The organism is Mycolicibacterium alvei (assembly GCF_010727325.1).
Classification (GTDB): domain Bacteria; phylum Actinomycetota; class Actinomycetes; order Mycobacteriales; family Mycobacteriaceae; genus Mycobacterium; species Mycobacterium alvei.
Genome location: NZ_AP022565.1, coordinates 5,021,680 through 5,047,646 on the forward strand (window position 1 = coordinate 5,021,680; position 25,967 = coordinate 5,047,646).

Below are 25,967 nucleotides of genomic sequence, written 5' to 3' on the forward strand. Positions count from 1 at the left end.
TCTGCGGCGAGGGCGAGGCGTACTCGCACTTTGGCGCCCTGGGCGCAGAGTCGATGACCTCGGTGCGGCCTCAGTCAAAGACCGTCGTCCAATCGTCACGCATACTCGCCACCGTCCAACCGCGGTCGGAGGCCAGCCTCAGCGCGTGGTCCGCGCCTGCGGTGTAATCGAATTCGCGGTCGGCGTCGTCGTGACGCACCAGCAGGCCCAGCGACGGGCCCGCCCCGCCGGTGGCGTACTCCAGCATCTGGATATCGCCGTTGGAGTTGCCTGCCGCGAAGATCGGCCGGCGTCCGACCCGGCCCCAGATACGGACGGCCTTGACCGGGCCGTCGTTCAGGAATTCTGGTGTGGCGGTGGTCTTGAGCTGGCCGTCGACGAAATCCAGCCCCACCGAACTGCCGATCACCCGCTCCGGCGGTACGCCGTACATCGACTCCGTCACGGGGCGCATGAAATCACGGCCGCCACCGGAGACGATGTAATTGGTGAACCCGTTGGCCTCCAGATAGCGCAGCAACTCGACCATCGGGAGATAGCCGCACGCGGTGTACGCGCGGCCCAGAGTCGGGTGCCGGGCCGCCGCGAAGAACGCCTTGATCTGGTCGGCGTGGTCCTCCACAGACAGTCCGGAATACGCCGAAAGTATGCCGCCGGCAAGGATTTTCAGTGCGGAATCGTCACCGTTGTAATGCCTGGTGACGGCATCGCCGAACCAGGCGAGATCACCGGCCGCTGCGGCCCGATACGGCTGCTCGGCTGCCAAGGTCGGGTCGGCGGCGGCCTGCGCAGCGAGTCTGCGCACCAGGAAATCCAGCTGGATGTAGGCCGGCTTCTCGCACCACAGGGTTCCGTCGTTGTCGAACACGGCGACACGCTCTTCGGGTGCCACCTGCTCGGTGGCCCGCCCCACGAAGTCGACGATCGCCGACTTCGTGGAGCCGTCGGTCCAGGAATCCAACATCTAGTCTTTGGCCAGGAACTGGTGCAGCTTCTCGACCGCCTGGTCCACGCTGAAGCTGGCCGGGGGGTGCCGGGGCGGGAATTCCTTGAATGTCTCGAGGAACTTCGTCGCCATCGCCGTCGCGTAGAAGATGAAGAAGTCGTTCCGCATCAGCCATTCGTAGTACGTGTTCGACGTGATATCGGCGTACTCGTAGGGGTCGGTCCGGAGATTGAACAGCTTCGGCAGACGCAGTGGCGTGAAGGGTTCGGCCCAAACCCGCAACGTGCCCTGGCACCGCTGCTCGGCAAAGACGATCTTCCAGTTCTCGAACCGCAGCGCCACCAGGTCGCCGTCGTCGGAGAAATAGAAGAACCCACGGCGTGGGCTGGTCTCCACCTCGCCGGTCAGGTACGGCAACAGGTTGTACCCGTCGATGTGCACCTTGTACTCGGTCTTGCCGTCGGCACCGGCCGTGTGGCCGGTCTTGAGCTTCTCGGCGATGTCGGGGTCACCCGCGGCGGCCAACAGGGTCGGCAGCCAGTCGTGGTGCTGGATGATCTCGTTGGACACCGAACCGGCCTTGATCTTTCCGGGCCAGCGGATCAACTCAGGGACCCGGAAGGCGCCCTCCCAGTTGGTGTTCTTCTCGCTTCGGAACGGCGTGGTGCCACCGTCGGGCCAGCTGTTGCGGTGCGGTCCGTTGTCGGTGGAGTAAATGACGATGGTGTCCTCGGCGATGCCGAGTTCGTCGAGCACGTTCAGCACCGTGCCCACGTTGCGGTCGTGGTCGATCATCGTGTCGTGGTAGGGCGACTGCCACAGGCCGGCCTGCCCGCGGCTCTCGGGCTTGGTGTGGGTGTAGAGGTGCATGTGGGTGAAGTTGCACCACACGAAGAACGGATTGCCCTCGCCGTGCTGACGCTTGATGTAGTCGACCGTGGCGTCGGCGATGTCTTCGTCGATGGTTTCCATCCGTTTGCCGGTCAGCGGCCCGGTTTCCTCGATGGTCTGCTTTCCGACCGGCCCGAACTTCGGATCGTCGGGCTCGGTGGACACCTCGGCGGTGGCCTTGCACTTGAGTACCCCGCGCGGCCTGGCGAAGCTGTACAGCCGCGGGTAGCGGTCTTCGTGGGGGTAGTTGAAGTTCTCCGGTTCCTCTTCGGCGTTGAGGTGATACAGGTTGCCGAAGAACTCGTCGAACCCGTGCACGGTCGGCAGGTACTTGTTCAGGTCGCCGAAATGGTTCTTACCGAACTGGCCGGTGGCGTAGCCCATGGGTTTGAGCAACTCGGCGATCGTCGGATCCTCTGCGGCCCAACCGATATCCACGCCCGGCGCACCGACTTTGCTCATTCCGGTGCGGTACACGCTCTGCCCACTGATGAAGGCCGCCCGGCCCGCGGTGCAGCTTTGCTCCCCGTAGGAGTCGGTGAACCGCATGCCCTCGTCGGCGAGGCGGTCGATGTTCGGTGTGCGGTAGCCCATCAACCCGTCGCTGTAGCAACTCAGGTTGCTGATGCCGATGTCGTCGCCCCAGATCACCAGAATATTCGGCTTGTCTTCAGGCATGGTCGGCTCCTCGCCTCGACAGATTCACCTCTGTTCCGACAGTAGGCCTTGGCCGGAGCCTCCGACGCGGGTTCTCCCACCTGTCGCCGGAAATTTCCACTTTTGCCGGACAGCGCGGTGGTATGACCAGACCCATGAGTGAGCCGAAGGTACTCGAGGCAGTGCGCACCCTGCATCCCGGTTACTTCGCACTCGTGATGGCCACGGGAATCATGTCCATTGCCGCGACTTACCACCGTGCGCATGCAGTTTCGGTGGTGCTGTTGTGGGTCGCGGCGGTCGCCTATCTGGTGTTGGTGGCCCTGACCGTTGCGCGCACCGCCCGCTACCGCCGTGAGTTCATGGACGATCTGACCGATCCCCGACGGGGTTTCGCCATGTTCACGTTCGTGGCCGCGACATGTGTGGTGGGCACCAGGCTGGCCACCGACGGCCATTTCGGGCTGGCGTTCGGGCTCCTGGTGATCGGTTGGGTGGCCTGGATGGTGCTGGGCTACGTGGTGCCGTGGACGGCGGTTCTCGGGCAGGCCGCCCGACCGGTACTGCAGAGCGCCAATGGCACCTGGTTCATCTGGGTGGTCGCCAGTCAGTCCGTCGCGGTGCTGGCCGCGGCATTGCAGCCCGAAATATCGGCGGGGCGTTCGGAACTGGCGCTGCTGGCGGTGTTCTCGTGGTCGGTAGGGATATTTCTCTACGGTGCAGCGGGCATCTTCGTCGCAGTTCGTATGCTGCTGTATCCCTTGCTGCCTGCCGATCTCACGCCGCCGTACTGGGTGGCGATGGGAGCCACCGCCATCACCGTGGTGGCCGGGGCCCGGATCGTGGAGATGGCGGACGCGCCCATGGTCGCGGCCACCCGCGGCCTGATCGCGGGAGCGTCGGTGTTCTTCTGGGCCTTCGGCACCTGGCTGATCCCACCGTTGATCGCGGCCGGGATCTGGCGCCACTGGGTTCATCGCATTCCATTGCGCTATGACGCCACCCTGTGGAGTGTGGTCTTCCCGCTCGGTATGTACGGGGTCGGCGGCCACTACCTGGGTCAGGCCGACCAATTGCCGATCGTGGAGCGCATCGGATACGTCGAGGGCTGGATCGCACTGGCGGTGTGGGCGCTGGTATTCGTGGCGATGCTGCGCCACCTCGTCCTTACGCTCTGGCGCGATCGCGACACCACCTCTGGCGTGAACGGCGTATCCGGCGCACCCTTGGAGGTGGAGGGTGATCGACATGTATGACAAGGACCTGACCAACAAATGGCTCGTCGAGATCGAGTTCTCCGAGGACGAGATCCACACCCACGCCACGGCCCGGGCGGAGGTGCGCGATGACACGATGTCCACCACCGGAGATTCCTACCGCAACCCGAGAGACCCGGGTGCACCGATGATCGGTGAGGAGATCGCCGCGGCCCGCGCGCTTATCGCTTTGGGCAGCGATCTACTGCATGCCGCATCGGCGCGCATCGAACAGTCGACGCACCATCCGGTGCATCTGTACCGCTGATTGCCTTCTAGGCAGTCTGCTTGGCGTCGGACGCCATCTCACGGAACAGGTCGACGTAGTAGGGCATGCACTCGGCCATGGCCTGCTCGGTGGTGAACAACGGCTCGTAGCCCAGGTCGCGTTTGGCCTTGGCGATCGAGAAGTAGTTGTTGAGGTAAAGCCGTTCCACCGCAAGGGGTTCGATCAGCGGCTCGGGCAGAGCGAACTTGAAGTGCAGCCACTGCCAGGCCATCATCACCTTGTGCACGAGCTTGCCTGACACGTAGAACGTCGGCAGTGGACGTCCGCACGCGGCGAGCACCGGGCGGGCGAACTCGAACATGTTGATCGGCTCGCCGTCGTTGATGAAGTAGGCCTGGCCGGGTGCGGTGCCGCCGGGGACCAGATGCTGGCCGGCCAGGATGAACCCGTGGATCAGGTTGTGCACGTAGGAGTTGTCGAGCTTGATGTTCTTGTTGCCGACGAGCACCTTGACGTGTCCGGAGAGCACGTTCTCGAACACCTTGCGGAACATGGTCTGGTCGCCACGACCCCAGATGCCGCTGGGCCGGATGGCGCACGTCAGCATGTCGTGCTTGCCGTTCTCGCTGAGCACGAACTTCTCGGCAACCACCTTGGTCTCGGTGTAGAGGTCGTTGAACCGGGTGGTGTACGGCATGGTCTCGTCACCGTTGACGATGTCCTGCCCACCCATCACCACGCTGTTGGACGCGGTGTAGACGAAGCGCTTGACGCCCGCTTGCTGTGCCGCGTGCACGAGGTTCTTGGTGCCCTCGACGTTGACGTCGAAGCTGCGCTTCCGGTATTCGTCGGTGACCGAGGCGCCGCCCATCAGGTCGATGATGGCGGCGGTGTGGATGATCGTGTCGATGTCCTTGACGGCAGCGGCCACGGTCGGCTTGTCGCAGATGTCGCCTTCGATGACCTCAAGGCCGGCGTGATCGCCCAGTGGCGACGGCGCGCGGTCGAAGGAGCGCACCGGGTACCCGCGGTCGAGCAGCTCGGTCACCAGATTGGCACCGACGAAGCCGGAGCCGCCGGTAACCAGGACGCGGCCGAGTTCAGTGGTCAGAGATGCGTCACCCATGGCGGGCAGCTTAACTGAAACAGGTTCCAGTTTCGAGACCGAATAGTGAAAATGGTTGCTGGGTCAATCGTCGTCGGACTCGCGCGCAGCCAGTGCCTGTTCGACGCGCTGTCGTGCTCCGGCTAAATGTTCTTCGCAGCGTTGTGCCAGCTTCTCGCCTCGTTCCCAGAGGTTGAGCGAAGCATCGAGGTCGAGCCCACCCTGCTCCAACTGCTGCACGACGGCGATCAGCTCATCACGGGCCTCTTCATAGCCCAATTCACTAATAGGCTTAATGCTCACGATCCTCACACCCTTACTCGGTACCGTCGCTGACCGCTGAGATGACGCCGTCGGGCACCCGAACCCGCAGGCGGGTGCCGCTTGGTGCGTCGGACACCGAACGGAGAACCGATGGCTCCCCGGACGCCGCGACCGACTGGACCACGGCGTACCCGCGGGCCAGGGTGGCGGCCGGGCCCAGCGCGGTCAGCCGCGCAGACAGGTGGCCGATGGTATCGGTCTCCGCGGCGATCAGTCGCGTGATGTCACGTTGGGCGTTGGTTCTGGCACGCGCGATCTCGTCGGCGCGTGCGGTGAGCGCCGCCAGGGGCTGCGCGAGGACCGGGCGGCTGCGCAACTGCTGCAGGTGGTGCTGCTCGCGGTGCACCCAGTTGCGTAGCGCGCGGGCGCTGCGGCGGTGCAGATCGGTGATCAACGCCTGCTCGGCGGCCGCGTCGGGAACGATCCGCTTGGCCGCGTCCGTCGGGGTGGCCGCGCGTAGGTCGGCGACGAGGTCGGACAGGGGAGTGTCAGGCTCGTGGCCGATCGCGCTGACCACCGGGGTGCGGCAGGCGACGATGGCCCGGCACAGGGTCTCGTCGGAGAACGGCAGCAGGTCCTCGACGCTGCCGCCGCCGCGGGCCAGCACGATGACGTCGACGGTATCGTCGGCGTCCAGCGCTGCGAGTGCCTCCACAATCTGGGGAACGGCATTGGGTCCCTGGACGATCGTGTTGCGGATCGTGAAGCGCACCGCGGGCCAACGGGTGGTGGCGACCGTCGTCACGTCCCGCTCGGCGGCCGAGGCGCGTCCGGTGATCAGGCCGATGGTGTTGGGCAGGAACGGGATCGGCCGTTTGAGGCGTGGGTCGAACAGTCCCTCGGCCTCCAGCAGCCGGCGCAGCCGCTCGATCCGGGCCAACAGCTCACCGATGCCGACGGCGCGAATCTCGCTGACCCGCAACGAGAATGTGCCGCGGCCGGTATAGAAATTGGGCTTGCCGCAGATGATCACCTGGGTGCCCTCGGACAGCTTGACCGGGGCATTGCGTACCAGATCGCGCGGGCAGGTCAGGGTCAGCGACATGTCGGCCGCCGGATCCCGCAGCACCATGAAGACGGTTTTGGAATCCGGACGGATCTTGAGCTCGGTCAGCTGGCCCTCGACCCACACGGTGCCGAGCCGGTCGATCCACTTGGCGACGCGGGTCGCCACGGCGCGGACCGGCCAGGGGTTCTCCGGCGACTGGCCCGGTTCGGTCACTTCGCGGTCGCGCGGGTGATCCTGTTGGCGAGCAACGTGACGAACGGTGCGCGGGCCCGGCCGGCCTCCTCGAAGGCCAACAACGCCTCAAGGTCGGCCACGCGCAGCGAGCCCAACCGGGCGCGAAGCTGCGCCAGCGTCAGCGACTCGTATCCGAGCTCGCCCGCGATGTCCGGCGCCACTCCCGATCCGGAGGCACGCGCGGCCTTACCGTTCGTCGCAGCAGCGGCCCCGGGCTCTCCGGTGCTGTACAGCGCGAACCGTCCCTCGGTACGCCGCTCGTCGTCGGTGGACCGGTCGTCGGCGGTGTCGTCCTCGAGGTCGGAGTCGAGATCCTCGTCGAAGGTGGCCCACTCGGGCTGCTCGTCCTTGGGCGGAAAAATCTGCTCGAGCGTTTCGTCGCCCTTGACGACCAGTTCGGCGAGGTTCTGCTGGACATGCATGAAGATGTTGGCCGCCTGGCTGGCCACCGTCATGGGGTACATCAGGATGGTTTGGGGCAGCTTGCGCGTTTCCTCGATCGCGGTCGCGGCCGCGCCCACCAGCAGCCGGACCCCGTACGGTGCAGTTCCCATGAACAACAGACTAGCCACCGCCATGGCTGGCTCCGTTGCGCCGTGGCCCCGTACCCTTGGAGACATGCCGCCGACAATCAACATGGGTATCCCGGGTGCCACGAGCTCGGTGCGGTCAGGCGGTTCGCAAGCCACCGGCAAGCGAGTCCTGCTGGCCGAACCGCGCGGATATTGCGCCGGGGTCGATCGCGCCGTCGAGACCGTCGAGCGCGCCCTGGAGAAACACGGCGCCCCGGTCTACGTACGGCACGAGATCGTGCACAACGTGCACGTCGTCGAAACGCTGGCCAAGGCCGGCGCCGTCTTCGTCGAAGAGACCAGCGAGGTTCCCGAGGGTGCCATCGTCGTGTTCTCGGCGCACGGCGTCGCGCCGACCGTCCACGTGGAGGCCGCCGCGCGCAATCTGAGGACGATCGACGCCACCTGCCCGCTGGTCACCAAGGTCCACAACGAGGCCAAGCGGTTCGCCCGCGACGACTACGACATCCTGCTCGTCGGCCACACCGGACATGAGGAGGTGGTCGGCACCGCCGGTGAGGCACCCGACCATGTCCAGGTGGTCGACAACCCGGATGCCGTCGACAACGTCACGGTGCGTGACCCGAACAAGGTGATCTGGTTGTCGCAGACCACGCTGAGTGTCGACGAGACCATGGAGACGGTGCGCCGGCTCCGCGAGAAGTTCCCGACGCTGCAGGATCCACCGAGTGACGACATCTGCTACGCCACCCAGAACCGCCAGGTTGCGGTCAAGGCAATGGCGCCCGAGTGCGAACTGGTGATCGTGGTCGGCTCGAAGAACTCATCCAACTCGGTCCGGCTGGTCGAGGTGGCCCTCGGCGCCGGATCGCAAGCTGCTCATCTGGTGGATTACGCCGAGGACATCGACCCGGTCTGGCTGGAGGGCGTCACCACGGTGGGCGTCACCTCCGGGGCATCGGTGCCCGAGGTGCTGGTGCGTGGTGTCCTTGAGCGGCTTGCCGAATACGGCTACGGCACCGTGCAGCCCGTGACCACCGCCAACGAGACGTTGGTGTTCGCGCTGCCGCGTGAGATCCGTCCGCCGCGGGCCTGACCCCGCGTCAATCGGGACCGGGTTGACCGGCCTTTAGTCGTCGTAGTCCAGGGAGTGACGTCCCCGGGCCGCCGCACCCTTTGGTGAGCGCGGTCGCGTCCGGTGCTCCACCCGGTGATCCTCGTCGTCAGAACCGCGGTACCGCACCCGTGACACCGGATGGTGCGTCGAACGGCCGGATCCGGCCGGCGGATCGAACGAGTCCTCGAATGGCTGATAGTCGTCGAATCGGCGACGCTGCCGCTGTGGGCGCTCACGTGGGGCATCGAACGCGCCGGCGTCCCGTCGCTCGGGCGGTGGTTGCCTGCGCGGCTCACGTGGCTGGGTGCGCACCCGCCTACGCGGCTCACCGTCCCCGGGCTCGGGCGAACGCGGGGGCCTGGGCCGCCGTGGTCGCTCGGGAATCCCACCGTCGAGTTCACTGCCGAGATCGCCGGCGGCTGCCCGGCTGGGGCGGGGTCGGGGCGGTGCGGTGCGTTTGGTCGGTCTGCGCTCGCCTCGGGCCCGTCCGGTGTCTGCTCCGGCCGCCGCCGCGGCGCCCGTGCCCGGCTCCCCGGCCGGACGTCGCCGTGGCGGTCGTTCGGAGGGACGGCGGCGCGGCGGGCCATCCGCGGCAGGGTCCTGCGCGGCGGTCCGGTCCCGGCGCGTCGATGCCGTGGCGGGTTTGCGGAGCACCAGCCCGGAAAGTCTTGTTGTGACGGATGACACAATTCCCGCGAACGGCGTTGCCGTGGCCGTTTTGGCGCCCTTGGCCGTCCCGGATACGTCGTCCACTTCGGAGTCGTTGCGCGACGTCAGGCCGACGTACCACCGGCCCAGCCCGATCAGCAGCACCGTGGCCGAGAGGAACAGCATCAGCGGGAAACGTTCGATCAGCGGATATCCGCAGTTGATGGCCAGGTCTTTGACGCCCTGCAGCTCGCCGCCGTGGAACAGGAAATACGACCCGGGTACCGCGACGAACAAGATCAGTGGGGGCTGGATCACCGCGGTGAACAACCCGGCCTGCTGAACGGCCAGCACCGCCCCGATGCAACCGAGGGAATAGCAGATCGCGAACACCGAACTGAGCTCACGATCGCCCGAACCGGCGTCGAAGGCAAAGCCGATCGCGGTAGCCGTGACCGCCAAAATGACAGCTCCCCACCACGGCACACCGGCGAATCGCGGGTGTGCAGAGCGATGGTCAGCCGGCACTGCCGGCTGCGCGCGCTGTCCTGACACACGTAGACCGTACCGGCTGTGTCTGGCCGTGTGCTGCCAGCTGACGCTGGCGTGCCGGTCACACGGGCCTAGACTCTCCTCTCTGTGAGCCTGAACCTGGGAATCGTCGGTTTGCCGAACGTCGGAAAGTCGACTCTGTTCAACGCCCTGACACGGAACGACGTGTTGGCGGCCAACTACCCGTTTGCGACCATCGAGCCCAACGAGGGCGTGGTGCCGTTGCCCGATCCCCGGCTCGACAAGCTCGCCGAGATTTTCGGCTCGGAGAAGACGGTGCCGGCCCCGGTGACGTTCGTCGACATCGCCGGGATCGTCAAAGGCGCGTCCGAAGGCGCCGGCCTCGGCAACAAGTTCCTCGCCAACATCCGTGAATGCGATGCCATCTGTCAGGTGGTGCGGGTGTTCTCCGATGACGACGTGATCCATGTCGACGGACGGGTGGATCCGCGTTCGGACATCGAGGTGATCGAGACCGAGCTGATCCTGGCGGACATGCAGACGCTCGAGAAGGCGGTGCCGCGTCTGGAGAAGGAAGCCCGCACCAACAAGGAGCGCAAGCCGGTCCTGGATGCGGCGGTCGCGGCGCAGGCGATTTTTGATGAAGGCAAGACGCTGTTCTCCACCGGCAAGGACTGGTCGGTGCTGCGTGAGCTGAACCTGATGACCACCAAGCCGTTCCTGTACGTCTTCAACGCCGACGAATCGGTGCTGACCGATCAGGCCAAGCAGGCCGAGCTGCGGGCCCTGGTGGCCCCGGCGGACGCGGTGTTCCTGGACGCCAAGATCGAATCGGAACTGATCGAGCTCGACGACGAGTCCGCCAACGAGCTGCTGGAATCCATCGGGCAGAGCGAGCGTGGTCTGGATGCGTTGGCGCGGGCGGGTTTCCACACCCTGCGGCTGCAGACCTACCTGACGGCGGGGCCGAAGGAATCACGGGCTTGGACCATCCACCAGGGTGACACCGCACCCAAAGCGGCCGGCGTGATCCACACCGACTTCGAGAAGGGCTTCATCAAGGCCGAGGTGGTGTCGTTCGAGGATCTCGTCGAGGCCGGGTCGATGGCTGCTGCCAAAGCCGCGGGCAAGGTCCGGATCGAAGGCAAGGACTACGTGATGGTCGACGGGGACGTGGTGGAGTTCCGCTTCAACGTATAGCCGGGTATGCGTCGACGGTGTGGTGTGCGCATTCCGCACGGTTTTGGTGCGCAAGCCACACGTGCGGTCCCGGTGCCGTTTGCCGGTCGCTACTATCGCCTCCTTGTGGAGACATCGACCAATCACCTCGCCGGGATAATCGCCGCTACCGCCGATGCGGTCACGGCAAACGAAGCCAACGCGAAGGTGGTGTTCCGGGCCGCCGCGCAGGCGCATGGCGCAGTAGCCAGCTCGGTCACGCTGGGGCAGTACAGCGTTGAGGTCGACGAACCGCCAGCGCTGGGTGGGGAGAACAAGGCCCCGAATCCGGTCGAGTTCTACCTGGCCTCACTGCTGTCCTGCCATATCGTGACGTGGCGGTTCTGGTCGGAGAAACTCGACATCGCCGTGGACGACATTTCCGCGCGCGCCGAAGGCGACCTCGACGTCCGCGGCTTCTTCGGACTGGACGACGCTGTGCGGGCGGGTTTCGGCGAGGTCCGGGTGATGGTGACGGTGACCGGGCCGGAAACCGAGGAGCGCTATCGCGAGCTGCATGAGGCCGTCGAGGCGCACTGCCCGGTGCTGGATCTGACCCGGAATACGACGCCGGTGCGCGCGACGTTGAAAGTCGGGTAGTCGTGAGCTTTCTCGGGCGACGGCATGCGGCGGAGCTCCGCTTCAACGCGGCGTCCTAGTTGATGATTTCTCCTCGTTCGGCGTGGATTTCGGCAAGCCGGGCTCGCCATGTCTGAAGAGCGTCGGGTGTCAGCCGCGTCCAGTCGGTGACCTCGCCGACGATCCGGAGTGGCTCGGTGCTGCGATAGGACCGGGTGGGATTGCCCGGGAACTTCTTGTCGGTGACGTTGGGATCGTTCTCGAACCTCCCGGTCGGTTCCACGGCATAGACCCGCGGGGCACCGTCGCCCGCGGCGAGTTCGGCTGCGAGGCCTGCGCCGTCGCGCAACGCGGTGAAGTAGATGTGGTTCATCACGATTTCGGGCCGGTAGTTGGAGCGGAAGCCGGCGGTGAGGAGATCACCCACCCGCAGTTCGGCCTTTGTGCCGTGAAAGAACGGCCCGTCATCCAATACCCCGCCCATCTCGACAGGTTACCGACGGTCGTGACGTTCATCGGTGCCGGAAAAGTGGTGAAGCTCCACTTCAACGGGTAGCTCCTGAAGGAGCCGCCGACATACCATTTGCTGGTGGGTTTTCTCGTCCCGCCGGATGCCTACGCGCGCTTCATGGGCAGGTACGCCGAGCCTCTTGCGGAGGTCTTCGCGGCATTTTCCGGGGTGCGCGCCGGCGACCACGTACTCGACGTGGGGTGTGGGCCGGGTGCGCTGACGGCGCATCTGCTTGCGGTCCGAGCCCGGGTCTCAGCGATCGATCCGTCCGCACCGTTCATCGACGCGATCCGCGCGCGATTCCCGGATATCGACGTGCGTCAGGGCGTGGCAGAGGAATTACCTTATGATGCAGCCGATTTCGATGCTGCCCTGGCGCAGTTGGTGGTGCACTTCATGACGGATCCTGTGGTCGGCATAGGGCAGATGGCCCGTGTGACGCGACGTGGGGGTGTCGTCGCCGCATGTGTGTGGGACGGGCCAACCGGTGCCCTGGCGCCATTCTGGGAGGCGGTCCACCTGATCGATCCCGACGCTGAGGATGAAGCGCTACTCTCCGGTGCGCACCAAGGACATCTGACAGAGGTATTGGAAACGGCCGGGCTGCGTGATGTGCAGGAGCATCCGATTGCCGTCGACGTTGTGCATCCCACGTTCGAGGAGTGGTGGGAGCCATATACCTTCGGTGTCGGTCCCGCCGGTGACTATGTCCAGAGCCTCGACGACGCCGGTCGCGCGCATCTCGAATCGGTGGCTCGAGATCATCTGGGCGGTGGCCCCTTCACCATTACCGCTACTGCGTGGGCGGCGCGCGGAACGGTCTGAGCGCCTTCGTATATAGGGCTCGTGGAAAGGAGCTCAATACCTAGGATTACTGCTCAATACTGGCAGTAGTCCTAGGCGTTGAGCACGCCGAGCACATCGCAGCCGAAAGTGGCTCAGTCGATGAGCACGGAGATCTCGTCACCCAACGCGTATCCGGCGGCCAGTGGCAACGCGTCCCCACTCCAGAACGAGCCGGGGTCGAACCAGTTGTAGTGCTTCTCGGTGGTCAGCAGGTCCATCTCCTCGTACGTGATGGCCACGGTCTCCGCGCAGTAGGCGGTCTCCAGTCCGACCTGCCGGGTGCTTGCCTTCTTGCGTTCGGCGGACTCGCGAACCTTCTTGTGCACAAAGGGAATTCCCCGGGTGAAATCGCTGACGATCGGTACCCGTCCGCGCAGCCAGCGTCCGGTCAACCGGGCCGTGGTGGGGAAGGCCGTCCCGTTCATCCGGGCGATCACCTTGAGGAGCTGGTCCTCCTGCTCGCGCGATGCGAACGGGGTGAGCTGACGCAACCAACAACGCTGCCCGTAGCTGTGCGCCCAGCGTTCGACCACCTGGCGGGCGTCGTTGAGTTGCACGCCGCGGTGATTGGTACCGGTCCACATGTCGAGCAGCTTGTCGCCGAGTTCGGCATGCCAGATCAGTGGTGGCAGGTCGTCGATCGCCACCGTCATCCCGACGTGGTTGACGGGGCTGTTGGTCAGGGTCTGGATGGCCCGGTCGGGCCCGGAGCCGCCGCGGAACAGCCAGATGTCGCCGGTGCGGGTGTCCTCCAGCGCCTTGGTCAAAGACACCGTGTTCGCATTCACCTGCGCAGCTTATGCACACTGTGGTCATGCGCAGCATCTGGAAGTGGGTTGGACTGGCCGGTGTCGCCGGAGTCGTCGCGGGTGGCGTCATGGTGGCGCGGGATCAGCGTCGCCGCAACGCCTATACGCCGCAGGACATCCGCGAGCGGCTCCACCAGCGGTTGGCCGAGGCAGAGCAGACAGAACCGACGCCGTAGCCGACGGTGCCGCGGTCGGGGCTCACCGCCCGACGAACTCCACGACGACCTCGGTGAACGCATCGTTGTCGTCGCCGGCCGCGGTGTGCCCCGCATCGGACAACTCGACGAACTCGACGGCGGGCACCTTCTCCAGGAAGTCCTGCACGCCCTCGGGACTGACCACGTCGGAGAGCTTGCCGCGGATCAGCAGGATCGGGATGGTCAGGTTCATCGCGGCCTGCTCGAGCTTGTCCACCCGGGCGAACGGATCGTCCTCGGGCTTGGTGAGGAAGGCTGGGTCCCAGTGCCAGTACCAGCGGCCGTCACGCAGCCGCAGGTTCTTCTTCAGTCCCTCCGGGCTACGCGGCTTGGTTCGGTGGGGCAGGTAGGCCGAGACTGCCTCGGCGGCCTGTTCCAGGGTGTCGAAACCGTCGACGTTGGTGAACATGAAGTCGCGGATACGTGCGCTGCCGCTCTTCTCGAACCGGGGCACCACGTCGACCAGCACCAGCTTGGTGACCAGCTCCGGGCCGGCCTCGTGAGAGGCCAGGATGCTGGTCAGCCCGCCCATGCTGGCCCCGATCAGCACCACCGGGCGGTCGACTTGATAGAGCACGTGCTGCACGTCGGAGCTCAGCGCCTCCACTGAATAGTTCGCGCTGGGGGAGCGGTCGCTGTCGCCGTGGCCACGCGCGTCGAGTGCGATCACGTGCAAGCCGTCGTCGGCCAGGATCTGCCCGGTGTTCTTCCAGGAGTACCGGTTCTGGCCGCCGCCGTGCAGCAGGAGAACTGTTGGTCGATCCGCAGCGGACGCGGCTTCCCGGTTCCATTCGTCGCCGACCAGGTTCAGGTCATCGACGCCCCGGAACGTGACGACGCGTGATTCGCTGTGCTCGGTGTTCCCGGTGCTCACGAACATTCCTCTCGGCAGGCCCCGGGAGATCACGTTACCCAGGGATATTTTCGCCGCATCTGCGACCCGTACCAGCGTGCCGTTCCTAGAATTGTCAGTCGTGTGGATTGAGCAAGGTATCGAGCTGGATGACGGCGCGGGTGACGTCGGCGAGCGCCGCGCGATCATCAGGGCCGCGTTCAAGTGCCTGGCCGAGCCCCACACCGGTGCGGTGCCGATTGCTGCGGTGCTGGCGCGGGCCGGGGTGTCCAGCCGGGCGTTCTATCGGCACTTCGAATCCAAGGACGCATTGTTCCTGGCCATGCAGGAGTGCTCGGGCCGGGTGTTGGGCCTTGGGCTCGACCAGATCGCGGACGACACCGACGGTGCGCCGGCAGATCTGCTGGCGCAGTGGATCCGGGTGTCGTTCGACGCGATACAGGATGCGCGGATTCGCGGGCGGGCGATAGTTCTGGATCTGGAGGAGGTTCGCGCGGCCAGGGGCTACCAGTCCGGGCAAGAGCAGTGGCGTCGCGACCGAGAGCGGTCCTTGGCGGGCCTCCTGCGCCGCGGCCGTGCCGACGGGTCGTTTCCGTTGACCAGGCCGGAGCGGGATGCCGCGGCTATTCGCGCGGTGGTCAGCGATGAGTTGGCCCGTCTGGGGACCGGCGGAGATGACAGAGATTGGGAGTGTGCGCGTGCCGCGTCGGTGGACTTTGCTCTGCGCGCGGTGGGGGCGCGCCGCACATGTGGGGAGCCCGACAACACGTAGGGGCGGGCCCTATCCGGGACTGCCGGTACCGCTGATGACGGTGTGACCGCTGCCACGTACGTTGGACCGCACGCGTACCTTCGCACGCGAAACTGCAGCGCCACCGAGGAGCAGATGTATGGCAGACGACAGCGCCGACGCCGAGCCGACCGAGGCCGAGGAGTCGAGCCCGTCCGCCCCAGAAGCCGAGGCTGTCGAACAACCCGAAGAGGCTGACGAGGTCGCTGACGGCGAGGCCGCCGAGGACGCGTCGGACGTTACCGAGCACACGGCACCCGAGCGGCGCCGGTTCCTGCCCTCGTCGCCTGCGGCGGTGGTCGGTGGGGTGCTCGTCGTCGCGCTCATGGCGCTGACCGGTTGGCTGGGCTACGACTACTACCAGGTCCACCAGGAACAGCAGCGGCGGGACATGTTCATGGAAACCGCGCGCCAAGGTGCCACGAACCTGACAAGCATCGACTGGGAGCACGCCGAAGACGACATCCAGCGGGTACTCGACTCATCGACCGGACGGTTCTATGACGACTTCGAGAAACGTTCGAAGTCGTTTCTCGACGTGGTCAAGCAGATCAAGTCGAAGTCGGTTGGCACGGTTACCGCATCGGGTCTGGAGTCCTACTCCGAGGACACGGCGGACGTGCTCATGTCCGTGACGGTTCGGTCCACGAATGCGGGCGTCCCGGAGCAGGCTCCCCAGGTGTGGCGAATGGTGTTGACGGTGCAGGATATTGATGGCAAAGCGAAGGTTTCCAACGTGGAGTTCATCCAGTGAGCGGCCGGCACACGATGCCGCCGGCGGGGCGTCGTAAGGCCGCAGCCGAGTCTGCGGAGAGCGCCGAGCCGGTAGCCACTGAGCAGATCAGCCTTGAGAAGACAAGCCCGGAGCCGGAAACGGTCGAGACCGAAGCGGTCGAGACCGAAGCGGTCGAGACCGAAGCGGTCGAGACCGAAGACGCCGAAGTCGCGGACGCGCCCGCCGAGGAAGCTGAACCGTCCCGCGAGCGCTCTCGGGTCAGCCTGCCTGTCGTGCTGGCAGTCATCGCGTTGGTGTTGGCGGCGGCCTCCGGCGTGCTGCGATGGCTGACCGTGGTGCAGGACGACAGCGACACGGCCCGCGCCGAATCGATACAGGCGGCCACCGAAATCACGGTCCAGATGCTGTCGTATGAGACTGAAACGGTCGACCAGCAGCTCACTGCGGCCCGCGAGCGGATGACCGGGGAATTCCTCGGTACATACACCGCGATGATGAACGAGGTGGTCCCGGCCGCGCACGCTCAGCGGATCGCAGCAGTCGCCGACGTGCTGAAGGTCGGAACGGTCAACGCGACACCGGACAGCGTCGAGATGGTGCTGTTCGTCAACCAGAGCGTCCAGGTCGGCGACCACATGCCTGAAAAGACCCCGTCGGTGGCAAAGGTCACGATGGTCAAAGAGGGCGACCGCTGGCTGATGGCCAAATACGAGCCGGTCCGGCTGTGACCGAACCGCGCTGGATCGACGTCACCACCCCCGCGGTACAACTGCGGGCGCTGGTGTGGGGGCCCGACGACGGCCCGGTTGCATTGTGTCTACACGGGTTTCCCGACACCGCTTACGGCTGGCGCAAGGTGGCCCCGGTTCTTGCGGAGGCCGGCTGGAAAGTCGTGGCGCCGTTCATGCGCGGCTACGTGCCCTCGTCGAATCCCGCCGACGGCAGCTATCACGTCGGTGCACTGATGGACGATGCGCTGCGCCTGCTGCAGGCGGTCGGGCCGACCGGGCGCGATGTGGTCATCGGCCACGATTGGGGTGCCATGGCGGCCTCGGGTGTGGCCGCGCTGCCCGACGGCCCGTTCAAAAAGGCCGTGATCATGTCGGTACCGCCGTTGGCCTCGTTTCGGCCGCTGGGTCGGGTGCCTGATGCCGGCAAGCTGCTGGCCCAGTTGCCGCGTCAGGCGCTGCGCAGTTGGTACATGATGTACTTTCAATTGCCTTGGCTGCCTGAGCGTTCCGCATCGTGGGTGGTTCCGCGGCTGTGGAAGACGTGGTCGCCGGGATACGACGCGGCCGAGGACCTGCGCCACGTCGACGCCTCGATCGGGGCACCGGACCGGTGGCGCGCCGCGCTGGGCTATTACCGGGCCACGATCCGGATGAGCAAGCCCCCGCCGCAATACGCCGAGCTGCACCAGCACTGGCTGCTACCACCGGTGTTGCCGTCGCTGTATCTGCACGGCACCGACGATGGCTGTGCCGCACCGGATTACATCCGGTGGGTACGCGAGGTACTGCCTGCGGGCAGCGAGGCCCATGTCGTCGAATCCGGCGGTCACTTCCTGCAACTCGATCAGCCGGACGTCACGGCCGCCCGCATCCTGGACTTCGTCGGACGTGCCGGTTAACCGACTCACTGCGGTCGACGCGCAGATGTTCTGGATGTCGTCCAGGATGCCCAACGACACCTTTCTGCTCTACGGATTCGACGGCGTGCCCGCCGACCTGCCGGCGGCACTGGGTGAGTTGGCCGCCCAGGCCCGGACCGCCCCGGACCTGTCGCAACGCATCGACGACACCGCGCGGCTGCACTACCCGGCCTGGGTGCCGTTCCGGGTCGACGAATCCTGTTTCGTGGTACACGATCTCGACGACTCGACGTGGCTGGGTTGTCTGGCCGCCGTGAGCGGGCTGGTGGACGCTCAACTCGATGCGCGGGTATTGCCGTGGCGGCTCCATGTCTTTCCCGGCGTCGAGGGAATCCCCGGTGTCGCCGGGGCAGGCACGGTGGCGGTCCTGCAGATCACCCATGCCCTCGGCGGCGGTGGGCGCACCTGCGGCCCGGCCGCGGTGATGTTCGGTCGACAGGGAGCGGTCGCACCGGTGGTGCCGGTGTACGGCCATCCCGCGATGCTGCCGTGGCGCAGTGTCGAAGCGGCCAGGGCCCACCGGCAGTTGGTGGCCGACACCGAGGCGGGGCGGGTGCCACCGGCCGCGACGCCGCGTCCGCCGCTCCGGACCAACGACCGTCCCTCGGGCGTACGCAGCATGCGGACGGTCGTCCGGGATCGGGCGCAACTGGCGGGTGCCACCGTGACGGTGGGTGCCCTGGCCGGGATATCCGAGGCGCTAGCCGGCCAGCTCCGTGAGCTGGGGACGGATCCTTCCTCCTTGGGTGCGGAGGTGACCATGGCGAAATCTGGTCCGCGCCAGGCTTACAACCATTTCGGCACGGTCGGCGTGGGCCTGCATCCGTCGCTGCCGGTGGCGCAGCGCCGCGACGCGATCGCCGCTGAGCTGGCAGCGCGGCGCGAACGCGCCGCCCATCCGGCGATGCGGGCCTCGGAGCGAGCGTTCGCCGCGACCCCGGCGCCGCTCCTGCGGTGGGGCATCGGTCAGTTCAATCCCGATGCGCGGTCGGCGACCGTCACCGGCAACACCGTGGTGTCCAGTGTGAACTGCGGCGCCGCGGATTTCGGATTCGGCGGCAAGCCGGTGCGGCTGGCGGCGGCGTTCCCCGGACTGTCGCCGATGGTGGGGCTCACCCACTGCGTGACGGGCGTGGGGGACACCATCTCGATCAGCGTGTTCGCCGCGGAGTCGGCGATCGGGGATATCGACGCCTACCTCGACCGGCTGAATGCTGCGCTGGGGTAGAGGCCAGCATCGCGGCGGCTTAACAGATGTCCTACATTCTGTTACATGGCTTCCTCTGCTTACGACACTGCGATCCTGCTCCTGCGGGTGGTGCTCGGCCTGACCATGGCCGCACACGGCTACAACAAGTTCTTCGGTGGGGGGCGGATCCCCGGGACCGCCGGATGGTTCGACAGCATCGGCATGAAGCCGGGCATGTTCCATGCCCGGGTCGCGGCCGGCACCGAGATCGCCGCCGGCCTCGGCCTGGCCCTCGGGCTGCTGACCCCGGTGCCCGCCGCCGGCTTTGTGGCGCTGATGCTGGTGGCGGCCTGGACCGTGCACCGGCACAACGGCTTCTTCATCGTCAAGGAGGGCTGGGAGTACAACCTGATCCTGGCGGTGGCCGCGGTGGCGATCGCCGGTACCGGGGCCGGTCGCTACAGCCTGGATCATCTGCTGTTCTCCAACTGCAGCTTCTATCACCTGCTGCACGGCTGGTGCGGGCTGGCGATCGCGGTCGTTCTCGGCCTGGTCGGTGGCATCGGCCAGCTGGTGATCTTCTTCCGCCCGCCCGTGAAGAAGGCCTAGTGTGCCCGGCGGGCAGATGACCGCTGACTGGGCCGAATGGCTACCCCGGGACTAGAACACGTTCTAGTCTGAGCAGTATGGGTTTTCTCAAACAGGAATCTCCCGAGATCGACTTTGAGCAGTGGAGCAAGGGCACTCGCGCGCAGAAGATCCAGCCGATGGCGCGGCACTGGGCCGAGGTCGGTTTCGGGACCCCGGTGGCACTGCACCTGTTCTACGTCGTCAAGATCCTGGCCTACATCCTCGGTGCCTGGTTGATCGCGCTGACCACCACCGGGTTGGGAGGGCTGAGCGGGTTCTCCGAAGTTTCCTCCTGGTACGCCGAGCCGATCGTCTACCAGAAGGTCGTGTTCTACACGATGCTGTTCGAGGTCATCGGTCTCGGCTGCGGCTTCGGGCCGCTGAACAACCGGTTCTTCCCGCCCATGGGTTCGGTCCTGTACTGGTTGCGACCCAAGACGATTCGGCTACCACCGTGGCCCAACCGGGTGCCGTTGACCAAGGGTGACGACCGCACCGTCGTCGACGTCGCTTTGTACGCGGCGCTACTGGTGGTACTCGTCATCGCCCTGTTCTCGCAGGGCACCGGTCCCATCCCGGCGCTCGGCAGCGAGATCGGCGTGCTGCCGGTGTGGCAGACCGCCACGATCGTCGGTCTGCTGGCCGTGGCCGGTCTGCGCGACAAGGTGATCTTCCTGGCCGCCCGCGGCGAGGTCTACGGCTCGCTGGCGGTCTGCTTCCTCTTCAGCGGCGCCGACATCATCATCGCGGCCAAGCTCATCTGCCTGACCATCTGGATCGGCGCGGCGGCATCCAAGCTCACCAAACACTTCCCGTTCGTCATCTCGACGATGATGAGCAACAACCCGGTGTTCCGGCCACGGTTCATCAAACGCAAGTTCTTCGAGCATTTCCCGGACGACCTTCGACCCGGCCGACCGTCACGCTTCGTGGCACATTTCTCCACCGCCGTCGAAGGTCTGGTTCCGTTGGTGCTGTTCTTCTCCCACGGGGGTTGGGCGACGACGATCGCGGCATTCGTCATGCTGGTGTTCCACTTCGGAATCCTGAGCTCCATCCCGATGGGGGTGCCACTGGAGTGGAACGTCTTCATGATGTTCTCCGTGCTGGCGCTGTTCGTCGGGCATGCCGGGATCGGCCTCGGTGATCTCACCAGCCCGTGGCCGATCGTGTTGTTCGCCGTTGTCGCGGGCATCGTGGTGCTGGGAAACCTGTTCCCTCGCAAGATCTCGTTCCTGCCCGGCATGCGCTACTACGCCGGCAACTGGGACACCTCGTTGTGGTGCATCAAGCCGTCGGCCGCGGAGAAGATCGAGAAGAATATCGTCGCGATCGCCAGCATGCCCGCCTCTCAGATGGAGCGGTACTACGGCAGCCCGGAGGTTGCCCAGATGTACCTGTACATGGGATATGCGTTCCGCGGCTTCAATTCCCACGGCCGGGCCCTGTTTACGTTGGCGCACCGGGCGATGGTCGGCCACAACGAGGACGACTACGTGTTGACCGATGGTGAGCGGATCGTCTCCACGGCCATCGGCTGGAACTTCGGTGACGGGCACATGAGCAACGAGCAACTCGTGGCCGCGCTGCAGAAGCGATGTCATTTCGAGCCGGGGGAGGTGCGCATCGTCATGCTCGACGCGCAGCCGATCCAGCATCAGACCCAGCAGTACCGGCTCGTCGACGCCGCCACCGGCGAATTCGAGCGGGGATACGTCAAGGTTGCCGACATGGTGACGCGCCAGCCCTGGGACGACGAACTGCCGGTCTACGACGTGGAATCGGTTTCCGCCCCGCGATCCTGATCGGCAAGGTCCTCAGCGCATGACGTCGCGGACCTTGACGCTCTCGATGTCCTGCAGCATCAGGATGCGCGCAGTGTCGAGATGCTTGCGCCAATGTGCCTCGGCGGCGTCGCCGTCCCCGGAGCGGATGATCTGGATCAGCTTGCGGTAGGACCGCATGAGCTTGTCGTAGTCGGTCTTCGAGACCGGCCTGCGTTCCTTGAACAGGAAGGCATGGTGGCGCACGGTGATCTCGTGCAGCATGCCGGCAATGATGCCGAGTGTGGCATTGCCCGACAGTTCCACGACACGGCGGTGAAAGTCGCCGGTGGTCGCGGCCAACTGGTCCGACTGATGGTCGCGTGGGATGTGCTCGTCGAGCATCCGTTCCAGTTCCGCGAACGCCGCCTCATCGCCCTTCTCGGCGAGCAGGCGCGCGGCCATCGGCTCGATTGCCGCGCGTCCCACCAGGAGATCGGCGATGTCGGCGCCGGAGAGCTCGAGCAGCAGGCCCGCCGGCCGGGCGACGATCTCGGGGCCGGGCACCCGAACCCGGGCTCCGGTGCGGGAGCCGCGTCGGACCTCGACCAGGCGCTCGGATTCCAACACGCGCACCGCCTCGCGCAGCGTCGGTCTGCTCACCCCGAAATGCTCCATGAGCTCGGCTTCGTTGGGCAGGAAGTCGCCCTCTTTGAGCTGGCCGTCGACGACCATGCGCCGAAGTGTGCCCGCGACGAGTTCGGCGGTCTTCGGGGAACGGACCGGTGCCTGCGGTGCGATCGCGTCGGGGCCGATCATCGGCGCCAGCGGTGTGGTTCGAGCCACCAGACACTCCCAGGTAAGACAACGTCGTGCTGGCCGGATGGTCAGCTATACAACTCAGTAAACCATCTGACTACCGCTGGATCGTCGTGATCGACGCCTACCAACTAGTAGGTTGACCTAGTAAACCTACTGAGTTATTTTCACCTCGAGTGCCCCATCGGGTCCAATCGGGGTAGCGCCCCACCCTTCAAAGGAGAAGTCATGGCTGAAGCCGTCATCGTCGAGGCCGTCCGGTCGCCAGTCGGGAAGCGCAACGGCGCCCTGTCCGGTGTCCACCCGGCGGAGCTGTCCGCCCAGGTCCTCAACGGCCTCGTGCAGCGCGCCGGCATCGACCCCGCCCTCGTCGACGACGTCATCTGGGGCTGCGTCATGCAGGCCGGTGAGCAGGCCCTCGACATCGCCCGCACCGCTCTGCTGACCGCCGGTTGGCCGGAGACCGTTCCCGGTGTCACTGTCGACCGCCAGTGCGGTTCCAGTCAGCAGTCCCTGCACTTCGCCGTCGCCGGTGTGATCGCCGGGCATTACGACGTCGCGGTCGCCGGTGGCGTCGAGTCGATGTCGCGCACTCCGATGGGCTCCTCGCTGGCCAACGGCGGGCACCCCTACCCGGAGGCCTTTCGGGCGCGCTACAACGGCCAGACCCCGAACCAGGGTGTCGGCGCCGAGATGATCGCCGAGCAGTGGGGCCTGTCGCGCACCCAGCTCGACGAGTTCTCGCTGCGTTCGCACGAGAAGGCCGCTGCCGCACAGGATGCCGGTGCGTTCAAGGACCAGATCGTCGGGATCAAGGTAACGGATGCGGACGGTAACAAGAGCACAGTTCTGGAAGACGGCGGCATCCGTCGCGGCGGCACCGTCGAGTCCATGGCCGCGATCAAGCCGGCCTTCAAGGAGGACGGCGTGATCCACGCTGGTAACTCCAGCCAGATCTCCGACGGTTCGGCCGCGCTGCTGATCATGTCGGCCGAGAAGGCAAAAGCACTGGGGCTCAAGCCACTTGCCAAGGTGCATACCGCCGTGCTCGCCGGCGCCGACCCGGTCATCATGCTGACCGCACCGATCCCTGCCACCCAGAAGGCTCTGGCCAAGTCCGGCCTGAGCGTCGACCAGATCGGTGCATTCGAGGTCAACGAGGCGTTCGCCCCGGTTCCGATGGCCTGGCTCAAGGACATCGGCGCCGACGAGAGCCGCGTCAACCCCAACGGTGGCGCGATCGCTCTGGGCCACCCGCTCGGTGGTTCGGGTGCCCGCATCCTGACGACCCTGCTGTACCACATGCGCGACAACAACATTCAGTACGGCCTGCAGACCATGTGCGAGGGCGGCGGCCAGGCCAACGCGACCATTCTGGAGCTCCTGTGACCGACACCCAGCCCGGCGCGCTCGTAGAGAAGCGCGGCAACGTATTGCTCATTACGATCAACCGGCCCGAGGCGCGCAACGCGATCAACGGCTCGGTCAGCATCGCCGTCGGCGACGCGTTGGAGCAGGCGCAGAACGATCCCGAGATCCGCGCCGTGGTGATCACGGGTTCGGGCGACAAGTCGTTCTGTGCCGGCGCCGACCTGAAGGCGATCTCGCGGGGCGAGAACCTCTTTCACCCCGAGCATCCGGAATACGGATTCGCCGGCTACGTCAGCCATTTCATCGACAAGCCGACGATCGCCGCGGTCAACGGCACCGCACTGGGTGGGGGCACCGAACTGGCCCTGGCCAGTGACCTGATCGTCGCCGAGGAAAGCGCGAAGTTCGGTCTGCCCGAGGTGAAGCGGGGCCTGATCGCCGGTGCCGGTGGCGTGTTCCGGATCGCCGAGCAACTGCCTCGCAAGGTGGCCAACGAGCTCCTGTTCACCGGTGAACCGATGACCTCGGCCGACGCGCTGCGCTGGGGCCTGATCAACCAGGTCGTGCCCGACGGCACCGTCGTCGATGCCGCACTCAAGCTCGCCGAGCGGATCACGGGCAATGCCCCGCTGGCCGTGCAGGCCTCCAAGCGGGTTGCCTACGGCGTCGACGAGGGCGTCATCACCGGCGACCAGGACGGCTGGAAGCGCACCAACCACGAATTCAGGACCCTGCTGCAGACCGAGGATGCCAAGGAGGGCCCACTGGCCTTCGCTCAGAAGCGCGAACCTGTTTGGAAGGCAAAGTAAGCCATGAAGCGACAGATCTACACCGCCGAACACGAAGCGTTCCGCGCGACGGTCAAGGAGTACATCGAGCGTGAGCTCGTGCCCCACGCGGAGAAGTGGGAGACCGAGCGCATCGTCGACCGGTCGGCCTACACCGCCGCGGGCAAGTACGGCCTCATCGGATTCAACATGCCCGAGGAGTTCGGCGGCGGCGGCTCGGATGACTTCCGGTTCAACGCCATCATCGACGAGGAGCTCGCCAAGGCGGGTGTGCACGGCCCGGCGCTGAGCCTGCACAACGACGTCGTCGGCCCGTACTTCAAGGAGCTGGCCAACGACGAGCAGAAGCAGCGCTGGATGCCCGGCATCGCCAGCGGTGAGCTGATCATCGCGATCGCGATGACCGAGCCGGGCGCTGGCAGCGACCTGGCCGGCATCCGGACGTCTGCGGTGCGTGACGGTGACGACTGGATCATCAACGGCTCCAAGACCTTCATCTCCTCGGGCATCAACTGCGACCTGTGTGTCGTGGTCGCGCGCACCGACCCCGAGGCCGGCCACAAGGGCTTCACCCTGTTCGTGGTGGAGCGGGGCATGGAGGGCTTCACCCGCGGGCGCAAGCTCGACAAGATGGGCCTGCACAGCCAGGACACCTCCGAGCTGCACTTCGAGAACGTGCGCGTGCCGAACGCCAACCTGCTCGGCAAGGAAGGTCGCGGTTTCTACCACCTGATGACCAACCTGCCCTCGGAGCGACTTCCCGGGATCGCTTCTACGAGAAGGCCAAACTCGCCCGTTGCGAGATGAAGAGGGGCACGTTATACGTCTGATCGGCGAGAGTCCGCAAGGGGTCGATCAGCCGATCGGCGTCGGCGATCGCTTCCGGCGCCGTGGTGGTGGGCGCGGTGGTGGGCGTGGTGCTGGTGCCGCTGATCGTCGGCACCAGGGCCTCCGGCGGGGTGTTGGGGTCCAGCACGGTGTCGATCAGGTAGATGCGGGCGTTCTGGGACTGGATGGGACCGCACACCAGCTTGGCGGTGTCGTTGACCTTGATGTCGCCGCCCTTGCCGGTCACCTTGACCTCGGCACCCTGCTGGGTGGGGCGCTGGCCCTTGACGTCGTCGGGGCCGAGCAGACCCAGGAAGGCGTGGTAGTAGTCCAGGCTGGTCAACGCGGCCGGATCGGCCTTCAGCGCGTCGAGCTTGCCCGGTTCCATGGCAGCGAACGCGTCGTTGGTCGGCGCGAAGATCACGTACGGGCCGTTGTCGAGCACCGGAACGATGTTGACGTCCGGGTTCAAGCCGCCGGACAGTGCCGCGTTGAACGTGCTGATGTCCGGGATGCTCGCCAGAACCTTGCCCGTCGGCAGATCCGCGAGGCTCTTCCAATCCGGCATTGCCTTCTTGAAGTTGTCGCAGCCCGGGCCCTGGGGGTCCGGGATCTCCACCACCGGAGCGGTGGTCGTCGTCGGCGCCGGGTCAGCGTAGGCGGTGACTGCCAGCGGCAGCGACGCCGTCACAGCGGCGACCGCCGCCGCAACGCCCAGGGTCTTGGTGCGATTCTTCATCGGTGGGTTTTCCTCCCGCTCATGCCTAGCCTGTAATCGTCGGCCGGCGGTGGCGCGTTACACGGTGCTCGGCGTGACGATGGCGAGCACCGCGAGCAAAACAGCCTCAGCGATCCCGCGGCGCCGCATCGGATGGTAAGGGTTACTACATGGTTACGGCAAAGCCGAATTGCCGACTCCGACGACCC

General features: G+C 66.1%; 28 protein-coding genes and 1 pseudogene. 17 read left to right on the forward strand and 12 right to left on the reverse strand.

The window, feature by feature from the left end; all coding sequences use genetic code 11:
* Positions 1–70: 70 nt before the first annotated feature.
* Positions 71–964, reverse strand: coding sequence for an HAD family hydrolase (locus G6N44_RS24045; RefSeq protein WP_163668377.1), 894 nt, complete (start codon positions 962–964; stop codon positions 71–73).
* Positions 965–2,515, reverse strand: coding sequence for an arylsulfatase (locus tag G6N44_RS24050; RefSeq protein ID WP_163668379.1), 1,551 nt, complete (start codon positions 2,513–2,515; stop codon positions 965–967).
* A gap of 134 nt (positions 2,516–2,649) precedes the next feature.
* On the opposite strand from G6N44_RS24050, the gene G6N44_RS24055 reads away from it, so the two are divergent.
* Both G6N44_RS24055 and G6N44_RS24060 read left to right on the forward strand, forming a co-directional pair.
* Positions 2,650–3,750 carry a tellurite resistance/C4-dicarboxylate transporter family protein gene (locus G6N44_RS24055; protein ID WP_163668381.1) on the forward strand — a complete coding sequence of 367 codons (1,101 nt, stop codon included), beginning with the start codon at positions 2,650–2,652 and terminating at the stop codon, positions 3,748–3,750.
* Complete coding sequence (locus tag G6N44_RS24060) at positions 3,743–4,018, forward strand: dsRBD fold-containing protein (RefSeq protein ID WP_163668383.1); 276 nt, start codon at positions 3,743–3,745, stop codon at positions 4,016–4,018. Before G6N44_RS24055 ends, G6N44_RS24060 begins: the two co-directional genes overlap by 8 nt.
* Before the next feature lie 7 nt (positions 4,019–4,025).
* On the opposite strand, the gene G6N44_RS24065 is transcribed toward G6N44_RS24060, so the two are convergent.
* The 4 genes from G6N44_RS24065 to G6N44_RS24080 all read right to left on the reverse strand — a co-directional run bounded on the left by G6N44_RS24065 (position 4,026) and on the right by G6N44_RS24080 (position 7,205).
* A complete protein-coding gene (locus G6N44_RS24065) occupies positions 4,026–5,105 on the reverse strand; it encodes a 3-beta-hydroxysteroid dehydrogenase (protein ID WP_163668385.1) in 1,080 nt (359 codons plus the stop codon).
* A gap of 63 nt (positions 5,106–5,168) precedes the next feature.
* The gene (locus G6N44_RS24070) at positions 5,169–5,381 is read right to left on the reverse strand and encodes an exodeoxyribonuclease VII small subunit (protein ID WP_163670304.1); all 213 of its coding nucleotides are present in this window, start codon (positions 5,379–5,381) and stop codon (positions 5,169–5,171) included.
* A 19-nt stretch (positions 5,382–5,400) separates the two neighbouring features.
* Positions 5,401–6,630 (reverse strand): exodeoxyribonuclease VII large subunit, encoded by a 1,230-nt coding sequence (xseA, locus tag G6N44_RS24075; RefSeq protein WP_163668387.1) that lies wholly within the window; start codon positions 6,628–6,630, stop codon positions 5,401–5,403.
* Complete coding sequence (locus G6N44_RS24080) at positions 6,627–7,205, reverse strand: lipid droplet-associated protein (protein ID WP_163668389.1); 579 nt, start codon at positions 7,203–7,205, stop codon at positions 6,627–6,629. Before G6N44_RS24080 ends, xseA begins: the two co-directional genes overlap by 4 nt.
* 64 nt (positions 7,206–7,269) lie before the next feature.
* Here G6N44_RS24080 and G6N44_RS24085 point away from each other — a divergent pair, with 64 nt between their 5' ends.
* Positions 7,270–8,280 carry a 4-hydroxy-3-methylbut-2-enyl diphosphate reductase gene (locus tag G6N44_RS24085; protein WP_163668391.1) on the forward strand — a complete coding sequence of 337 codons (1,011 nt, stop codon included), beginning with the start codon at positions 7,270–7,272 and terminating at the stop codon, positions 8,278–8,280.
* Between the two features lie 33 nt (positions 8,281–8,313).
* Here the strand turns inward: G6N44_RS24085 and G6N44_RS24090 are convergent, their stop codons facing one another.
* Positions 8,314–9,504, reverse strand: coding sequence for a DUF6542 domain-containing protein (locus tag G6N44_RS24090; RefSeq protein WP_163668393.1), 1,191 nt, complete (start codon positions 9,502–9,504; stop codon positions 8,314–8,316).
* A gap of 84 nt (positions 9,505–9,588) precedes the next feature.
* On the opposite strand from G6N44_RS24090, the gene ychF reads away from it, so the two are divergent.
* Positions 9,589–10,662, forward strand: a complete 1,074-nt coding sequence (gene ychF, locus G6N44_RS24095; protein ID WP_163668395.1) for a redox-regulated ATPase YchF — start codon at positions 9,589–9,591, stop codon at positions 10,660–10,662.
* A 105-nt stretch (positions 10,663–10,767) separates the two neighbouring features.
* Complete coding sequence (locus G6N44_RS24100) at positions 10,768–11,280, forward strand: OsmC family protein (RefSeq protein ID WP_163668397.1); 513 nt, start codon at positions 10,768–10,770, stop codon at positions 11,278–11,280.
* Between the two features lie 55 nt (positions 11,281–11,335).
* On the opposite strand, the gene arr is transcribed toward G6N44_RS24100, so the two are convergent.
* A complete protein-coding gene (gene arr, locus G6N44_RS24105; RefSeq protein ID WP_163668399.1) occupies positions 11,336–11,743 on the reverse strand; it encodes an NAD(+)--rifampin ADP-ribosyltransferase in 408 nt (135 codons plus the stop codon).
* 105 nt (positions 11,744–11,848) lie between these two features.
* Here arr and G6N44_RS24110 point away from each other — a divergent pair, with 105 nt between their 5' ends.
* Positions 11,849–12,595, forward strand: coding sequence for a class I SAM-dependent methyltransferase (locus G6N44_RS24110; RefSeq protein ID WP_163668401.1), 747 nt, complete (start codon positions 11,849–11,851; stop codon positions 12,593–12,595).
* Between the two features lie 113 nt (positions 12,596–12,708).
* On the opposite strand, the gene G6N44_RS24115 is transcribed toward G6N44_RS24110, so the two are convergent.
* Entirely contained in the window at positions 12,709–13,404 is a 696-nt protein-coding gene (locus G6N44_RS24115) for a guanylate cyclase (RefSeq protein ID WP_163668403.1), read from the reverse strand.
* Between the two features lie 26 nt (positions 13,405–13,430).
* Here G6N44_RS24115 and G6N44_RS29125 point away from each other — a divergent pair, with 26 nt between their 5' ends.
* On the forward strand, positions 13,431–13,601 hold the full coding sequence (locus G6N44_RS29125) for a hypothetical protein (RefSeq protein ID WP_170309422.1): 171 nt from the start codon (positions 13,431–13,433) through the stop codon (positions 13,599–13,601).
* 22 nt (positions 13,602–13,623) lie between these two features.
* Here the strand turns inward: G6N44_RS29125 and G6N44_RS24120 are convergent, their stop codons facing one another.
* Positions 13,624–14,496 (reverse strand): alpha/beta fold hydrolase, encoded by an 873-nt coding sequence (locus G6N44_RS24120; RefSeq protein ID WP_372508285.1) that lies wholly within the window; start codon positions 14,494–14,496, stop codon positions 13,624–13,626.
* Positions 14,497–14,596: 100 nt separating this feature from the next.
* Between G6N44_RS24120 and G6N44_RS24125 the strand changes: the two genes are divergently transcribed.
* From G6N44_RS24125 to G6N44_RS24155, 7 genes are all read left to right on the forward strand, one after another.
* Positions 14,597–15,247, forward strand: coding sequence for a TetR/AcrR family transcriptional regulator (locus G6N44_RS24125; RefSeq protein ID WP_235682862.1), 651 nt, complete (start codon positions 14,597–14,599; stop codon positions 15,245–15,247).
* Positions 15,248–15,365: 118 nt separating this feature from the next.
* Complete coding sequence (locus G6N44_RS24130) at positions 15,366–16,019, forward strand: Rv1363c family protein (RefSeq protein ID WP_163668407.1); 654 nt, start codon at positions 15,366–15,368, stop codon at positions 16,017–16,019.
* Positions 16,016–16,729 (forward strand): hypothetical protein, encoded by a 714-nt coding sequence (locus tag G6N44_RS24135; protein WP_163668409.1) that lies wholly within the window; start codon positions 16,016–16,018, stop codon positions 16,727–16,729. Before G6N44_RS24130 ends, G6N44_RS24135 begins: the two co-directional genes overlap by 4 nt.
* Positions 16,726–17,631, forward strand: coding sequence for an alpha/beta fold hydrolase (locus tag G6N44_RS24140; protein ID WP_163668411.1), 906 nt, complete (start codon positions 16,726–16,728; stop codon positions 17,629–17,631). The genes G6N44_RS24135 and G6N44_RS24140 overlap by 4 nt, the downstream gene beginning before the upstream one ends.
* A complete protein-coding gene (locus tag G6N44_RS24145) occupies positions 17,621–18,880 on the forward strand; it encodes a WS/DGAT domain-containing protein (protein WP_163668413.1) in 1,260 nt (419 codons plus the stop codon). Before G6N44_RS24140 ends, G6N44_RS24145 begins: the two co-directional genes overlap by 11 nt.
* 45 nt (positions 18,881–18,925) lie before the next feature.
* On the forward strand, positions 18,926–19,450 hold the full coding sequence (locus G6N44_RS24150) for a DoxX family protein (protein WP_163668415.1): 525 nt from the start codon (positions 18,926–18,928) through the stop codon (positions 19,448–19,450).
* 77 nt (positions 19,451–19,527) lie between these two features.
* Positions 19,528–21,276 carry a DUF3556 domain-containing protein gene (locus G6N44_RS24155; protein ID WP_163668417.1) on the forward strand — a complete coding sequence of 583 codons (1,749 nt, stop codon included), beginning with the start codon at positions 19,528–19,530 and terminating at the stop codon, positions 21,274–21,276.
* Between the two features lie 12 nt (positions 21,277–21,288).
* On the opposite strand, the gene G6N44_RS24160 is transcribed toward G6N44_RS24155, so the two are convergent.
* Positions 21,289–22,080, reverse strand: coding sequence for a FadR/GntR family transcriptional regulator (locus G6N44_RS24160; RefSeq protein WP_163668419.1), 792 nt, complete (start codon positions 22,078–22,080; stop codon positions 21,289–21,291).
* A gap of 201 nt (positions 22,081–22,281) precedes the next feature.
* Between G6N44_RS24160 and G6N44_RS24165 the strand changes: the two genes are divergently transcribed.
* The 3 genes and pseudogenes from G6N44_RS24165 to G6N44_RS24175 form a co-directional block, all read left to right on the forward strand.
* A complete protein-coding gene (locus G6N44_RS24165; protein WP_163668421.1) occupies positions 22,282–23,442 on the forward strand; it encodes a thiolase family protein in 1,161 nt (386 codons plus the stop codon).
* On the forward strand, positions 23,439–24,233 hold the full coding sequence (locus G6N44_RS24170; RefSeq protein ID WP_163668423.1) for a crotonase/enoyl-CoA hydratase family protein: 795 nt from the start codon (positions 23,439–23,441) through the stop codon (positions 24,231–24,233). The genes G6N44_RS24165 and G6N44_RS24170 overlap by 4 nt, the downstream gene beginning before the upstream one ends.
* 3 nt (positions 24,234–24,236) lie before the next feature.
* Positions 24,237–24,971: pseudogene (locus G6N44_RS24175) on the forward strand (acyl-CoA dehydrogenase family protein); the annotation flags it as partial.
* 13 nt (positions 24,972–24,984) lie between these two features.
* On the opposite strand, the gene G6N44_RS24180 reads toward G6N44_RS24175, so the two are convergent.
* Complete coding sequence (locus G6N44_RS24180; protein WP_235682863.1) at positions 24,985–25,779, reverse strand: fasciclin domain-containing protein; 795 nt, start codon at positions 25,777–25,779, stop codon at positions 24,985–24,987.
* Between the last annotated feature and the right edge of the window lie 188 nt (positions 25,780–25,967).

Excerpts from the sequence above, each read along its gene's own strand:
- G6N44_RS24045 (WP_163668377.1), bottom strand. The coding sequence starts at position 964 with ATGTTGGATTCCTGGACCGACGGCTCCACGAAGTCGGCGATCGTCGAC.
- G6N44_RS24050 (WP_163668379.1), bottom strand. The coding sequence starts at position 2,515 with ATGCCTGAAGACAAGCCGAATATTCTGGTGATCTGGGGCGACGACATC.
- G6N44_RS24055 (WP_163668381.1), top strand. The coding sequence starts at position 2,650 with ATGAGTGAGCCGAAGGTACTCGAGGCAGTGCGCACCCTGCATCCCGGT.
- G6N44_RS24060 (WP_163668383.1), top strand. The coding sequence starts at position 3,743 with ATGTATGACAAGGACCTGACCAACAAATGGCTCGTCGAGATCGAGTTC.
- G6N44_RS24065 (WP_163668385.1), bottom strand. The coding sequence starts at position 5,105 with ATGGGTGACGCATCTCTGACCACTGAACTCGGCCGCGTCCTGGTTACC.
- G6N44_RS24080 (WP_163668389.1), bottom strand. The coding sequence starts at position 7,205 with ATGGGAACTGCACCGTACGGGGTCCGGCTGCTGGTGGGCGCGGCCGCG.
- G6N44_RS24085 (WP_163668391.1), top strand. The coding sequence starts at position 7,270 with ATGCCGCCGACAATCAACATGGGTATCCCGGGTGCCACGAGCTCGGTG.
- arr (WP_163668399.1), bottom strand. The coding sequence starts at position 11,743 with ATGGGCGGGGTATTGGATGACGGGCCGTTCTTTCACGGCACAAAGGCC.
- G6N44_RS29125 (WP_170309422.1), top strand. The coding sequence starts at position 13,431 with ATGCGCAGCATCTGGAAGTGGGTTGGACTGGCCGGTGTCGCCGGAGTC.
- G6N44_RS24130 (WP_163668407.1), top strand. The coding sequence starts at position 15,366 with ATGGCAGACGACAGCGCCGACGCCGAGCCGACCGAGGCCGAGGAGTCG.
- G6N44_RS24150 (WP_163668415.1), top strand. The coding sequence starts at position 18,926 with ATGGCTTCCTCTGCTTACGACACTGCGATCCTGCTCCTGCGGGTGGTG.
- G6N44_RS24155 (WP_163668417.1), top strand. The coding sequence starts at position 19,528 with ATGGGTTTTCTCAAACAGGAATCTCCCGAGATCGACTTTGAGCAGTGG.
- G6N44_RS24165 (WP_163668421.1), top strand. The coding sequence starts at position 22,282 with ATGGCTGAAGCCGTCATCGTCGAGGCCGTCCGGTCGCCAGTCGGGAAG.
- G6N44_RS24180 (WP_235682863.1), bottom strand. The coding sequence starts at position 25,779 with ATGAAGAATCGCACCAAGACCCTGGGCGTTGCGGCGGCGGTCGCCGCT.